The sequence below is a fragment of the Cellulophaga omnivescoria genome (assembly GCF_001999725.1).
GTDB lineage: Bacteria > Bacteroidota > Bacteroidia > Flavobacteriales > Flavobacteriaceae > Cellulophaga > Cellulophaga omnivescoria.
This window is the reverse complement of record NZ_MDDP01000010.1, coordinates 207295-221159: the sequence shown is the minus strand read 5'-3', so window position 1 is coordinate 221159 and position 13865 is coordinate 207295. Positions and strand designations below refer to the sequence as shown.

Here is a 13865-nt window from a genome sequence, read left to right as displayed (position 1 = left end):
GATATAAAAAATTAATAAGCCGCATAATAATAGTAATCTAATTTTTTAAAAAAAATATAGTTATCTCTAAGTGTTAAGACTAAAAAAACAATTGAGCCTACAAGCATTCCTACAACACTATACTCATAACTAATTGTTCTACTTAAAATAAAACCAACAATAAAGTTTACAACAACAGAAATTAGCAACGCCCTTAGTGCTTTATGTGGCTTATTTAATGTAAAAAGATACAATGTGTTTAGCATAGCCCATGTTAAAAAGAAATATCCAACACCACCAAGTACACACACCTTTATACTTAAAGCACCTAACTGCTCACCAAAAGCACTAAAATACCCCCAAGGTTCTGTAATTATATAGTAAAGTATTACAACTGCTACCATTGCAGATACAAATAGGAGAGCAATATGGCCCCAGTACATTTTATAAAATTGGGAATTAAATTGTTTAGTTTGTAAAAACTGTATTTTTTTCTGGTTAATATCTAAAAACTTGCTAAATGCAGCTATAGCATACTCCATAACCCCTGCAAGTAAAAAGAAAACAAGTATGGCCAAATCCATCCCTATTTCATAATCTTTTTCATATAAAAAAAGAAATTTTTTTGTCTGAGTTACATCGGCAGACCAAGCTAAAATTCTATCTAAAAAAATAAAAACATAAATTAAAGCTCCGTAAAAAAAATAAAAGTAATTACGGTACAATACAATTAACCTTTTTGGTCTAATTTCACCTTCCGTACTAACAACATAAGGTTTTAAAAAGTAAGCTAAAAACAATTTACTTAAGCCTATTGCTGTACTAATACCCAACCAATGTGTTATATATATGTGTATAGATGTATGTAACTTAAGAAACAAGGCTAAAACTGTTGCTATAAGTACCACTACAGATATTACCCAACGCTGCTTTATGGTATGAAAAGGTGCTGTATAAAGTAACAAAGTACCTATTAACAAGGAGTACATAAAGGTTACAAACCAAAAAGTAAACGGAAAAAGAGAAAACAAAAAATTAACTACAGCCAAACCTACAAAAACAGCGCAAATACCATAAACTCCAGACTTTATAAGCTTTTTTATTACAATTTTTGATTTGTAATATTCTTTATGATTCCAGTAAAATGACGCTTGTTTTCCTAAAACCTGTACATAACCTCCAGATATAATTAGGCCTAACATAACACCAACAACTACGGCTGTAGACTGCATTACATTAAACTCTGTAAAAGTCCATAAGGAGTACCCAAAAAATACTATAGTAACAATTTGCAATAACACAGGAAACAAATGAAAAAGACCTATTGGATAAAACTTAAAAAGTAATTTTGCTTTTACCCATAAGTAACCAGACACCGGAATATTTTTATCTAATGTTTCTTTTTTCTCTAACTCTTTTACATTAAATAGTTTTTCTTCATCTGTTGCTTTTAATTTATTATAAATGAAAGAAGATAAACTATCTAACGAGTTATAACCGTAGTCTTTAAGCATATCTTTTTCGCGCAAGCCAAAAGACTCTAACGTTGCTTTTACTACCATTACACTTACTGGATTGCCAATTTTAGAGACAACCTGTGCGGTTAAATCATCTATAGTTGGTAAAACTTGGCTCATCTTGGGGGAAACTTGCTAATTTTGAGATTTCATTTTTTGTATTTAACAACTCATAAGTTTCTTCAAACTCATGAATAAAATTTTTAATGGTAAAGTTTTCTTGTATTTTTTTTCTACCATTTTCTGCCATCCAATTGCGTAATGAAACGTCATTTAACAGCAATGTTACTTTTTCTGCAATTTCAGTATAATTTTTAGGTTTGCATATAAAACCGCAACTATCATCAATAGCTTCAGATACTCCACCAACATCTGTAGCAACTACAGGAACTCCACAGCTCATAGACTCTATTACTGTAAAAGGAAAACCTTCTGAAATTGATGTTAATATGGATATATCTCCTTCGGAGTAGATTGCCTCTGGTGTAGAATGAAAACCTGCCAATTTAAAATTTTTGCTCAGGTTTAACTCTTCAATTAAATTTTGACATTCTTTAGTGTACTCTGGCACAGCATCTTTATTACCATAAACCAAAAACTGTACATTTGGTATTGTTTTTCTAACCTCATTACAAGTTCTTATCATTGTAAGAATATCTTTTAGGTCAAAAATTCTTGCAGCGGCAACCACAGTTGGTGTATTTTCTAAATGCTTAGGCTTACTTCTTGGGACAAAAACATTAGGGTCTACACCATTATATATAACTTTTGTTTTATTAACATCTGCTCCATAATGCTTTTGCCAAGCAATGTTAAATTTGCTTACAGAAGTAATTTTAGCTGCATGGTAATAAACTAATTTAGTAATGCACTCAGAGAAATGAATAAGCATTTTCTTTAAAAAATACGAGTAATCTGCTGCACTAATTGCAATTAAACGTTCTCTTATAAAAACACCATGTTCTGTAACCAAAATAGGTGTATTGTATTTATACTTTAAACTTAAGGCAGGCAACACTGCTATTCCAGAAATTGTTATATGCGACACATCTGCTTTAGGAACATCTATGGCTATTGGTATTAAAAACCTATATATCCATCGCATAGCAATGGTTACATCTTCTAAACTAAGTTTAACGAGTTCATTTTGTGGCAAGGTACTTTTTAATACTTCTGTAAATGCATCCCAAACAGGTTTACTGGTCATTGCTACTTTATAATCATAATCATTAAAAAAAAGCCACATATTATAAAAACAATCATCTAGAACAGTAACCGACTGCTCTTTAGAATAAATTTCTTTGATAAAGGTTATAAAGTATGGTACAAATTTTTGAGAAATAGCATCTGTAGATGTACGTTCTCTTTTATAAATAACATCAGAGTATTTAACATCATAATAAACACAGTCAAAAGGCTCCTCGGCAGACCACATTGGCACCTGTATTACCTTTTTTACATTATTGCTTAATTTGTATTTTGGTTTAGGTTCTACCATTGCATTAATGGCATAAAGTGTATAGTCTACATTTGTAATTTCATTACACAAGTTATGTGCCCATGTAGATACTCCTCCGTGGTTAAACGGATAAGTACCTTCGGTTATCATTAATACATTAATTTTACTTTTTGTAGTCAAGTTTAATATTGGGTTTGTGCCAGAACACAAAACAACTACCAAAAAATATTTTTTAAATAAGAATATAGTTAAGTTGCCTATTTACTCTATAAAATAGATAAAATACACCATTGGACTACAAGTTAAAATATGTTAAAAAAATTGACTAGTTTTCCTCAAAAAAGTTGAAAGCGTCAATAATATCCAAATAAACTCCATCAAATTTTCTATCTAAAATTTTGTCTAAATAGGCACCTTCATTACCAAAAATTAAATTTTTCCAATCCTTATTCCAATACTTAACTTTGTAGTTTCCTGGCCAATTTCTATTTTCTTTGTCTAACCAAGCTGGAGTAGTAGATTTCCATTGTGGCTTCCAATAATACCTGTAATCTTCGGCTTCTCCTATAGACATATAGCATATTACCAATCTCTTACCTCCGTTTTCTTTAATCTTAAGTTTTTCAATTTCAGAAACTGTAAAAGCTACATCTCCATTAAAAAACAAATCAATTATTAGCACATCATAATTTGTGTTAGCAACATCACTTATAAACTTATCTTTAAGCTCATAGTTTTCAGGATTAAGCAAATACAAAAAATTACCAGCCTCATTTAATGTTGTAATGTTTTTATTTGATGCATTGTAAACTGGCACATTTGGTATTACATTTAAGTCTCTTTCTGTAGCTGCAAAAGAAACAAAACCCAGATTATTGTTACTTGCTTGTGAATTTTTTATTTTATATTCTGAAGAACAATAGTCTGTAACCAAAATTGTTTTTCCTCTATTTTTAGACAACTGCAACAATTGCGTTATATAAGCTGTTACTTTTTTAGGCGTTGCACCATTATCTTTTGTATACCCATAAAAAAGATCTTCTTGCCCGTGGCCATCTATTGCGTCTAAATATGTAGTATTAATTTCTGATGAAATCTCGCCATCACTAGTAATTAATTCTATACCGTTTTGTGGTATTACTAAAAAATTAGGGTTTATATTTTTTGCATAGGCACTTAAACCTACAACAAAATTGCGCATTTCTTGCCTATAATTTATAGAGTCCTTAGCAGCAACTTTTTCGTCTAAGTTATCATAATTAACAGCAGAGCTACCACAACTAAACATTACAATAAAAAGTAACAAGCTAGTTATTTTTTTAATCGACATAATTTTTGATTATTTATATATTATCCTCTAAACAAAAAGAAATCTTCTTTCATTTTTTCTATTGCTACCGCACTATTAGTTGTAATATAGTCTATTGCCTTATTTGTAAACCCCTGTCCTTTTTCTGTAAGTGATATAATGTTATTATTTATCACTATCATATTATTTTTTAATGCCAAATCTAGTACAGTTTTAGATTGCATTTTTCCCCAATTAATATGCTCACTTAAATGGTTTATGTGTCGTTCTGACTCTTCACTATGGTTTTGCAAATGCAACATAAATGTAAGTAGATACACTTCTACCTGTTGCCTTTTTTGCCTAAATAACACAGAAATTAGACCTTTACTTGGCGCAAATAAATAAACCAGTAAAAATAGAACACCTAAAACTGTGGTCATAGAACCCGCTATAGAAGCATCTAAATAATGTGCTACCCAATAACCAATTATTGCAGAAGCCACACCCGCAAAAACAGCAATAACTAACATTTTTTTAAGGTTATTTGTAAGCAAATATGCCATTGCAGCTGGGGCAATCATAAGCGCCACAACGAGTATGGCACCTACAGCATCAAAAGCACCAACTGTTGTAACAGATGCAATAGACATTAAACCGTAGTGTATTACCAAAGGAGAAAAACCTAATGTAGCCGCCAATTGCTTATCAAAAGTACTTACTTTAAGTTCTTTAAAAAAAGTAACCAATAAAATTAATGTAACAACTACAATACTACCAATTACCCATAACGATTTTGCTCCTAAATCTACACCATTAACCAACAACCTGTCAAATGGAGCAAAAGCTAGCTCGCCTAATAAAACGGCATCTACATCTAAATGTACATCATTAGCGTTTTTTGCAATTAAAATTACACCAATACTAAACAATGCAGGAAAAACAAAGCCTATAGCTGTATCTTCTTTTACAAGTCCGGTTTTTTGAATATACTCTACTAAAACAACTGTAATTACACCAGCAACAGCAGCCAATAAAATAAGCCAAGGCGAGTTTAAATCTTCTGTTAAAAAAAAGCCTATTACTAAACCTGGCAAAATAGAGTGACTAATAGCATCACTAATCATTGCCATTTTACGTAGTACTAAAAATGTACCAGGTATAGCACAAGCTATAGCCACTAAACAAGCAATAAGTTGTATCTCTAATTGTGCGCTACTCATTTTCTTCTAATTGATTATATAAATTTGCAGCCGTACTAAATCCTTTTTCTGTTAAAGACCACATTGTTTTAGTTACCGTAATTAGTTCTCTGTCTTCTAATTTCTGAAGGGATTTACGCGTAAACCCGTGAAAATTATTTAATATTTTTATAGCGTGTGGGTGATTTATATTATCATGTGATTCTACAATTTGATACATAAAAGCCAACGTTTTGTTTAACTCCAAATCTTTACGGTTGCTGCGGTACCTAATTTCCCTAAATAACAATCCTCTTTTAGGTGAAAAAATAAACGAAAACAATACAAAAACGGCAGCTATTAAAACAATTACTGGTCCTGTAGATAAATTGTTAGAGCTGGCACTAATTGCAGTACCAAACACTCCTGAACAAGCACCAAAAATAGCAGCTAAAACTACCATTACACTTAAACTATTTGTCCATTGCCTAGCTGCTGCTGCTGGCGCTAATAGCATAGCACTCATTAAAACCACACCAACTGTTTGTAGCCCCACAACAATAGATATTACTATAAAAAAGGTAATTAAAACATCTAAAAATTTTACATTAAATCCTAAAGATTTAGTGTAGTCTACATCAAAAAGCAAAAGCTTAAACTCTTTCCAAAACACCAATAAAATAAGTAAACTTAAACCCGCTATAATACACATTGTCCAAACATCACTGGCCACTAAAGTTGCCGCTTGCCCAAATAAGTATTTATCTAACCCAGCTTGGTTTGCATTAGGCATTTTTTGTATAAAGGTTAACAACAACATCCCAAAACCAAAGAATAGTGATAATATAAGCCCTAAAGCCGTATCTGTTTTTAAATGTGTTTTTTTTACAATGCCTCTAATCCAAAAAGTACCAACCAAACCGCTTACCAAAGCACCAATTAATAAAGTATTGCTGTCTTTAGCTCCTGTAATTAAAAAAGCCAAAGCAATACCAGGTAATGCTGCATGTGATATTGCATCTCCTAGCAAACTTTGTTTACGCAACACCGCAAAACTGCCAAGCATACCACACAAAGCACCTAAAATTGCAGTGCCTAAGGTTATGGTTTGCAGTGTATAATCTGTAAACAATAGGTTAAAATATTCGGTTACGGTCACTATTTAATTTTTTAGTATAATTTTACTCTTGTACACTAACCTTATAATTTATACCATAAGTTTTAGTTAGGTTACCATCGTTAAAAATATCTTTAACTGGCCCAGTTGCAATTTTTTTTACATTTAAAAACGTAACCCAATCAAAATACTCTGGTACTGTTTGCAAATCATGGTGTACAACAATTAAAGTTTTTCCGGCTTTACGTAGCTCTTTTAAAATATTAATAATGGCTTTTTCAGTAGTAGCATCTACGCCTTGGAAAGGTTCATCCATTAAATAAATACTTGCATTTTGCACTAAGGCTCTTGCTAAAAAAATACGTTGTTGTTGTCCGCCACTAAGCTGACTAATTTGTCGTGATTTAAAAGAGAGCATACCCACTTTTTCTAAGGCTTCTAATGCTGCTTTCTTTTCTTTTTGCCCAGGTCTTTTAACCCACCCCAAACTACCGTAAGTACCCATCATAACCACATCTAATGCAGTAGTAGGAAAATCCCAATCTACACTACCCTTTTGTGGCACATAAGCAACTTCTTTAAACTGTTTTTTATAGGGTTTACCAAATATTTTAACACTACCTGCTATTGGTTTTATTATACCTAAAATAGATTTTATTAAGGTAGATTTACCTGCTCCGTTTGGACCAACAATAGCCATTAGTACGCCTTCTGGTATTGCCAAGTCTATATCCCACAACACGGGCTTGTAATTATAGGCAACCGTTAAATCGTCTACTGTTATAGCGTATTTAGTTTCCATAAGCATTTATTTTAATGCATTTACAATTGTGGTTACATTGTACTTAAACATTCCTATGTAAGTGCCTTCTACAGAACCTTTATCTCCCAAAGCATCAGAATACAATGTGCCACCTATGGCAACATCATGATGTTTAGATTTAACTGACGCCTGCAGAGCCTCTATTGTACGTTTAGGTACAGAACTCTCTACAAAAATAGCTTTCACTTTGTTGTCTATTATAAATTTAGACAATTCTTGTACATCCTGTACTCCTGCCTCTGTTGCAGTAGAAATACCTTGTAACCCAACCACATTAAAGCCGTAAGTATTACCAAAATAGTTAAATGCGTCATGGGCTGTAACCAGTATTCTTTTATCTTTTGGCAACTCATTAATTTTAGCCCTAACTTCCGCATCAAGCTTTGTTAAGTCTTCTAAATATTTGTTACTATTTTTCTCAAAAACAGATGCATTTTGGGGATCTGCCTTTTTTAATTCATTTGTAACATATGTAGTTATCTGTTTCCAAAATGTAACATTAAACCAAATATGAGGATCATAATTAGATGCAAAATACTCAGAACCTATAAGTTCTTTTTTGTCTAAAGCATTTGAAACAGCTATGGCTTTTTTACCTGTTTTTTCCATTTTCTCAAATACCTCAACAAGTTTACCCTCTAAATGTAAACCACCATAAAAAACTACATCTGCGTTTACCAGTTTACTTACATCTCCTTCACTAGCCTTGTACAAATGCGGATCTACACCACTACCCATTAAGCCAACAACATTAATAGCATTACCACCTATATTTTGTAGCAAATCTGTTATCATTGTAGTTGTTGTAACTACATTAAGTTGTCCGTTATCTGCATTCTTTGTATCGGTTTTACAACCAAACAATTGTAGCATTAGAGCACTTATTATTATATATTTAATTTTTTTCATTTTATTACTTATTCTGTTATTTGCACAAATAAATTAGAAGCAATTTGGTTAGATACGTTAAAACTATTGGCATTTATTTTTAACTGAAAAGAACCATCAAAATCCTCCTTATCGGTCACTTCTATTACATCTCCTAATGCAATTTTATTTTTATCTAAAAACTTTAAAAACTGACTAGAAGAGTCCTTTACTCCCACACAAATACCTTTATCATTTACAGAAAGTTCACTCAAAAGCTTTTTATCTATAACTTTGAAATTACCATTCTTATCTGGTATTGGATCTCCGTGAGGATCATATTTAGGAAAATCTAAAAGTTTATCTAATTTATCAATTAACTTTTCACTTTTAATGTGCTCTAATTGTTCTGCAACTTCATGCACTTCATCCCAAGAAAAATCTAATTTTTCTACCAAAAAAACCTCCCACAACCTATGTTTTCTAATAATAGACAAAGCAGTAGATTTACCTGCATCTGTTAAAGAAACACCTTTATACTTTTTATAGTTTACCAAGTTTTTTTCTGATAATTTTTTAATCATATCTGTTACAGAAGATGGCTTGGTTTCCATTTGCTCTGCAATAGCATTAGTAGAAATATCATTTACTCCTCCCTTACCTATGTGAAAAATTGCTTTTAAATAATTTTCCTCAGAATGCGTCATCAAATTTAATTTTTACCAAAAATACATTTTTATTTCTAAAAACAAATTTTTAGCTTTGTCTAAATTTAATTTTAAATTAATGAAAAAAGTAATTTTATTATTCTTTATACTTCCCTATTCTATTTTTTCTCAAGACATTAACATTAAAGGAAAAGTAAGCAACAATACAAATCCTTTAGCGTATGCAACTATATACCTTAAAGAAAAATCTATTGGGACTACTACTAATAAAGACGGATTTTACAGTTTAAAACTTGCTAAAGGTACTTATACTTTAATTTGCCAAAGTGTGGGTTTTGCAACTGTAGAAAAACAAATTACGGTTACCCATAACCAAACTATTAATTTTAATCTTAAAGAAGATGTTTTGGGTTTAGACCAAGTTGTGGTTACAGGCACAAAAACAGAAAAAAGAAGAACAGATTCTCCTGTTATTGTAAACCTTATAAATAGCAAAACGTTAGACAATGTTGTTGCTACCAATTTATCTGAAGGTTTAAGATTTCAGCCAGGATTAAGGGTAGAAACAGACTGCCAAACCTGCAACTACACACAATTACGTATAAATGGCTTGCAGGGAGGCTATTCTCAAATACTCATTAATGGCAGGCCTATTTTTAGCCCTTTAACAGGTTTATATGGTATGGAGCAAATACCGGTAAATATGATAGAACGTATAGAAGTAGTTAGAGGTGGCGTGTCTGCACTTTATGGTTCTAGTGCTATTGGCGGTACAGTTAATGTAATTACCAAAATACCTATTAAAAACGAATACAACTTAACTTATACCTACCAGAGTATAAACAACAATGCATCAGACAATATTTTGTTAGGTAATGCTACTGTAGTTAATGATGATAGAACTGCTGGCGCTACGTTTTTTATTAATAAAAGGGACAGAAATACGTATGATGATAACGGAGATAATTACTCTGAATTACCCAGTTTAAAAAACAATTCTTTTGGTGCTAATTTATTTTATTTACCATCTGAAAACGAAAAAATAGAAGCTAGCATTAGTAGCATTTATGAATACAGATATGGGGGCGAACAAGTAGATAAAGCAGCACATTTAGCAAAACAATCTGAAGAACGAACTCATAATGTTGTAATGGGAAGTTTAGATTATCAAATAAATTTTAATGAAGATAAAAATAGTTTTATTGCCTACTATGGCGGACAAATTACAGATAGAGATCACTACACAGGTATACAGCCTGATGATGAAGATGAGTTAAATATTTTTTTAGCAAACCCTCCTTACGGTACTTCCAAAGTAGAAACCCACCAAGCAGGCTTGCAGTTAAACCATAAAGTAGATTCATTTTTAGGAGGAGAAGCAATTTTTACTTTTGGTACGGAGTATGTGTATGATGATGTTTTAGATGTAATTGAAGCTTATAACTATAACATAGACCAAACTACCAGAAATTGGGGTGCATTTTTACAAAACGATTGGGATGTTACTCCTAAAATTAACCTCTTATCAGGACTAAGAATAGACAAACACAACTTGCTAGATAACGTAATTGCTAGCCCTAGACTATCGTTTTTATACAAACTTAATAAAGAATCACAGTTTAGATTGGGCTGGGGAACAGGTTTTAGAGCTCCACAAGCTTTTGATACCGATTTACACATTGCTTTTGCAGGAGGAGGAATTTCTAGAATTTCTTTATCTGATAATTTATTTGAAGAACGATCTAACAGCTACACGGCTTCTTTTAATTATGACAAAGCTACAGAGCATTTAATTACTGGTGTAACAATAGAAGGTTTTTACACCAAACTAAATAATGCCTTTTATCTTTTTCCTCTAGGCGAAGATAGTTTTGGCGAATTATTTGAAAAAAGAAATGGCGACGGCGCAGTTGTAAAGGGTATTACCCTAGAAACTAGAGCAAATTTTAATTACGTTTTTCAGGTAGATGCTGGTTTTACAATACAATCTAGTAAATTTACAGAGGCAGTAGAAAATATTGAAGGTTTGCCAACCAAAAAAGAATTTTTAAGAACACCTAACACATACGGCTACGCTAACTTTACTTACACTCCCAAAAAAAAGCTTAGCGTTTCTGCTAATTTAATATATACTGGTAATATGGACATTGCTCATTTTGGAGGTGAAAACACGGGCCAAGTTAGAGATGAGTACAAAGAGACACCATCTTTTTTAGAAACAAGTTTAAGACTAGGCTACACATTTAACAGTGTTAAATTAAATACAGGAATTGAGTTTTTTGGAGGTATAAAAAATATAACTAATGCTTACCAAAACGATTTTGACACTGGTAAAAATAGAGATAGCAATTATGTTTATGGCCCATCTCTACCAAGAACAATTTTTATAGGTTTAAGAATAAAAAGCTTGTAATTAAAATGAAATCTTACTACAAAAAAGCACTAATTTTATTGCTAATAAACTACATCACCTGTACACAAGTAACTGCGCAAAATAATGAGGTAAACTGGCTAAGTTTTAATCAGCTTGAAGACTCCCTAGCAGTAAAGCCAAAAAAAGTTTTTATCCATTTTTATGCAGACTGGTGTGTATTATGCAACAAAATGGAACGTAAAACATATAAAGATTCTACTGTAATTAACAAACTTAACAAGGAGTATTACGCCGTAAAAATGAATGTAGAATCTACAGAAAAAATTACATTTGGAGGTAACACTTATGAAAATAAGAATGCTAAAAAGGTAAATTCTATTCATCAAATACCTCTCTTAATGGCTAGCCGCAAAAACAAGCCGTTTTCTTTACCCGCAACCGTTATTCTAGATGAAAATTTTATTGCAACAGCCAGATATTTTCAGTTTTTAAACTCAAAACAACTTTTAAAAACAATACAATAACAATGTTTATCGTTTGAAAAAAAATAACTTTGGTTACATTTACAAAAAAAAGCTATGAAAAACCTTGTCTGTTTTTTTACCCTACTGTTTTGCGTTATCACAATTAGCGCACAACAAGAACAAGACACTACTTTTACGGTTAATACAGGTAATGATTACAGATTACTGTTTTCTGCTAATAAAAAGGATAACATACATATAAGTTTAAAAGCTAAAGGAAAAGGAGATATAGTTTATACCATAAGTAAGTATAAAGATATAAATACCGCAATTTTTAAAACTTTAGACAAAAAAGCAAATTATTGGCTAGAAGCTCCAGACACAGACCTATACCAATTAATTATAAAAAGCAGCAATATTAAGGATTCAAAAATAAGCTTAAATTTTAAAGTAGATTCTTTTAACAAACAAGCGCCTATTATTGCCTACAAAGAAGTTGCAGACACAACATATGCTACACCAATAAAAACAGACACAGAGGTTACTAAACTAAAAACAATCTCTTTACAGCAAGATAATTTTTACCTTAACAGTAGGTCTAACGACTTATTAAAAGGAGGAAAAAGCAGAGTTCTAGTACCAATTGCATTACCACAAAATACAGTTTCTTGGTATTACGTTTTTAGTGCCTCTAGAGAAGAACAAGACATAAAAAACACAATAAAAAGTTTTGGTTTAGCCTCTACATTGTCTAATTATATAGATACGGAAAATTCTTTTTCGGGCGCAGTAGAAAATTTGAGTCCGCCACCTGGAGCTAATATTTGCGACATTTATTTACTAAACGAAGAAAATGCATTACTCTTTAAACAAAAAGAAGACTATGTTCCCTACTTATTTGGCTCTAGAGAAAACTACAAGTCTGGTATTGTAAATGTAACAGATACTACCAAAGGCACATTTTATCTAGGACTTAATAATCCAGATAATATTTACGGCATACACATTGGCATAGAGGTTATTTGCATTGTAGAACAACAGCAAACCATACAGCAAATGCTAAGTAAGCCAATAATTACATTAAAGAAGGTTCCGTATTTGGTAGACTAAAAAGTTACACTTTTCTGGTCATTAGCCATAACCCAAATTGCTCTAATGCTTCTTTGTTTGTAGCAGGTATTTCTAGCTTATCTAAAACATTAAAGGCTTTTTGCGTATAATCTTCTATAGCTTGCTTTGTAGCAACATCTGCTTTAAACTCTTCAAAAATAGCTTTTACCGTAGCTATTTTATCGTTGTTATTTGCTGGTTGTATAGAAAACAACTGATCTAATGAGTTTTGCTCTGCCTTAGAGGAGAGTTCTAACGCTTTTAAGTACAAATATGTTTTTTTGTTTTCTATAATATCACCTCCAACTTGTTTACCAAATGTCTTTGGGTCACCAAAAGCATCTAAATAATCATCTTGTAACTGAAAAGCGATACCTAAATTTTTACCAAACTCATAAATTAAGTCTTCATTTTCTACTGTAGTTTCTGCTATTATAGCTCCCATTTTCATAGCAGCAGCAACCAATACCGCTGTTTTATACTCAATCATTTTTAAGTATTCTGGTATGGTTACATCATCTCTGGTTTCAAAATCAACATCATATTGTTGGCCTTCACAAACTTGTAAAGCAGTAGTACTAAAAAGCGCATTTAATTTTTTATATTGGTTACCATTATACTGTTCTAAAAGCCTATATGCTTCAATTAGCATAGCGTCACCAGACAAAATACCCGTATTAATATCCCATTTTTCATGCACAGTTGCTTTTCCTCTTCTTAAAGGCGCATCATCCATAATATCATCATGTACTAAAGAAAAATTATGAAAAACCTCTACAGCCATTGCAGCTGGTATAGCATTTTTAAAATCTGCACCAAAAATATCTGCACTCATTAACGCCAGTATAGGTCGTAAACGCTTACCTCCCAAATTCAATATATAATTAATTGGCTGGTATAAGTTTTTAGGCTCCTTTTCTGTTGTAATTTTGTTTAATTCTTCTAAAAAAGACTCTCTATACTGGTCTATGGTATGCATCTGTATTTTTTTACCAAAAATACATGAAATACTTTTTAA

General features: G+C 31.7%; 12 protein-coding genes. 3 read left to right on the top strand and 9 right to left on the bottom strand.

Annotated features, from left to right (window positions below; genetic code table 11):
- Positions 1-11 precede the first annotated feature (11 nt).
- From BFJ87_RS06030 to BFJ87_RS05995, 8 genes are all read right to left on the bottom strand, one after another.
- A complete protein-coding gene (locus tag BFJ87_RS06030) occupies positions 12-1616 on the bottom strand; it encodes a hypothetical protein (protein WP_077401381.1) in 1605 nt (534 codons plus the stop codon).
- Entirely contained in the window at positions 1588-3105 is a 1518-nt protein-coding gene (gene pelF, locus BFJ87_RS06025; RefSeq protein ID WP_077402230.1) for a GT4 family glycosyltransferase PelF, read from the bottom strand. Before pelF ends, BFJ87_RS06030 begins: the two co-directional genes overlap by 29 nt.
- A gap of 175 nt (positions 3106-3280) precedes the next feature.
- A complete protein-coding gene (locus tag BFJ87_RS06020) occupies positions 3281-4285 on the bottom strand; it encodes an endo alpha-1,4 polygalactosaminidase (RefSeq protein ID WP_077401378.1) in 1005 nt (334 codons plus the stop codon).
- A gap of 20 nt (positions 4286-4305) precedes the next feature.
- Complete coding sequence (locus BFJ87_RS06015; RefSeq protein ID WP_077401375.1) at positions 4306-5466, bottom strand: metal ABC transporter permease; 1161 nt, start codon at positions 5464-5466, stop codon at positions 4306-4308.
- Positions 5459-6583, bottom strand: coding sequence for a metal ABC transporter permease (locus tag BFJ87_RS06010; protein ID WP_077401372.1), 1125 nt, complete (start codon positions 6581-6583; stop codon positions 5459-5461). Before BFJ87_RS06010 ends, BFJ87_RS06015 begins: the two co-directional genes overlap by 8 nt.
- 22 nt (positions 6584-6605) lie before the next feature.
- On the bottom strand, positions 6606-7343 hold the full coding sequence (locus BFJ87_RS06005) for a metal ABC transporter ATP-binding protein (protein WP_077402227.1): 738 nt from the start codon (positions 7341-7343) through the stop codon (positions 6606-6608).
- Between the two features lie 6 nt (positions 7344-7349).
- Entirely contained in the window at positions 7350-8273 is a 924-nt protein-coding gene (locus BFJ87_RS06000; RefSeq protein ID WP_077401369.1) for a metal ABC transporter solute-binding protein, Zn/Mn family, read from the bottom strand.
- An 8-nt stretch (positions 8274-8281) separates the two neighbouring features.
- Complete coding sequence (locus tag BFJ87_RS05995; RefSeq protein ID WP_077401366.1) at positions 8282-8938, bottom strand: metal-dependent transcriptional regulator; 657 nt, start codon at positions 8936-8938, stop codon at positions 8282-8284.
- Between the two features lie 79 nt (positions 8939-9017).
- On the opposite strand from BFJ87_RS05995, the gene BFJ87_RS05990 reads away from it, so the two are divergent.
- From BFJ87_RS05990 to BFJ87_RS05980, 3 genes are read left to right on the top strand one after another with little or no spacing between them, the layout of a single operon-like run.
- A complete protein-coding gene (locus tag BFJ87_RS05990) occupies positions 9018-11312 on the top strand; it encodes a TonB-dependent receptor (protein ID WP_077401363.1) in 2295 nt (764 codons plus the stop codon).
- Positions 11313-11317: 5 nt separating this feature from the next.
- Positions 11318-11797 carry a thioredoxin family protein gene (locus BFJ87_RS05985; RefSeq protein ID WP_077401360.1) on the top strand — a complete coding sequence of 160 codons (480 nt, stop codon included), beginning with the start codon at positions 11318-11320 and terminating at the stop codon, positions 11795-11797.
- Between the two features lie 54 nt (positions 11798-11851).
- Entirely contained in the window at positions 11852-12847 is a 996-nt protein-coding gene (locus tag BFJ87_RS05980) for a hypothetical protein (protein WP_077401357.1), read from the top strand.
- Between the two features lie 4 nt (positions 12848-12851).
- Here the strand turns inward: BFJ87_RS05980 and BFJ87_RS05975 are convergent, their stop codons facing one another.
- Positions 12852-13826 carry a polyprenyl synthetase family protein gene (locus tag BFJ87_RS05975; protein ID WP_077401353.1) on the bottom strand — a complete coding sequence of 325 codons (975 nt, stop codon included), beginning with the start codon at positions 13824-13826 and terminating at the stop codon, positions 12852-12854.
- Positions 13827-13865: the final 39 nt, after the last annotated feature.

Coding starts and splice junctions, on each gene's coding strand:
- BFJ87_RS05975 (WP_077401353.1), bottom strand. CDS start 13,826: ATGCATACCATAGACCAGTATAGAGAGTCTTTTTTAGAAGAATTAAAC.
- BFJ87_RS06000 (WP_077401369.1), bottom strand. CDS start 8,273: ATGAAAAAAATTAAATATATAATAATAAGTGCTCTAATGCTACAATTG.
- BFJ87_RS06005 (WP_077402227.1), bottom strand. CDS start 7,343: ATGGAAACTAAATACGCTATAACAGTAGACGATTTAACGGTTGCCTAT.
- BFJ87_RS06015 (WP_077401375.1), bottom strand. CDS start 5,466: ATGAGTAGCGCACAATTAGAGATACAACTTATTGCTTGTTTAGTGGCT.
- BFJ87_RS06030 (WP_077401381.1), bottom strand. CDS start 1,616: ATGAGCCAAGTTTTACCAACTATAGATGATTTAACCGCACAGGTTGTC.
- BFJ87_RS05980 (WP_077401357.1), top strand. CDS start 11,852: ATGAAAAACCTTGTCTGTTTTTTTACCCTACTGTTTTGCGTTATCACA.
- BFJ87_RS05995 (WP_077401366.1), bottom strand. CDS start 8,938: ATGACGCATTCTGAGGAAAATTATTTAAAAGCAATTTTTCACATAGGT.
- BFJ87_RS06020 (WP_077401378.1), bottom strand. CDS start 4,285: ATGTCGATTAAAAAAATAACTAGCTTGTTACTTTTTATTGTAATGTTT.
- pelF (WP_077402230.1), bottom strand. CDS start 3,105: ATGATAACCGAAGGTACTTATCCGTTTAACCACGGAGGAGTATCTACA.
- BFJ87_RS05985 (WP_077401360.1), top strand. CDS start 11,318: ATGAAATCTTACTACAAAAAAGCACTAATTTTATTGCTAATAAACTAC.
- BFJ87_RS05990 (WP_077401363.1), top strand. CDS start 9,018: ATGAAAAAAGTAATTTTATTATTCTTTATACTTCCCTATTCTATTTTT.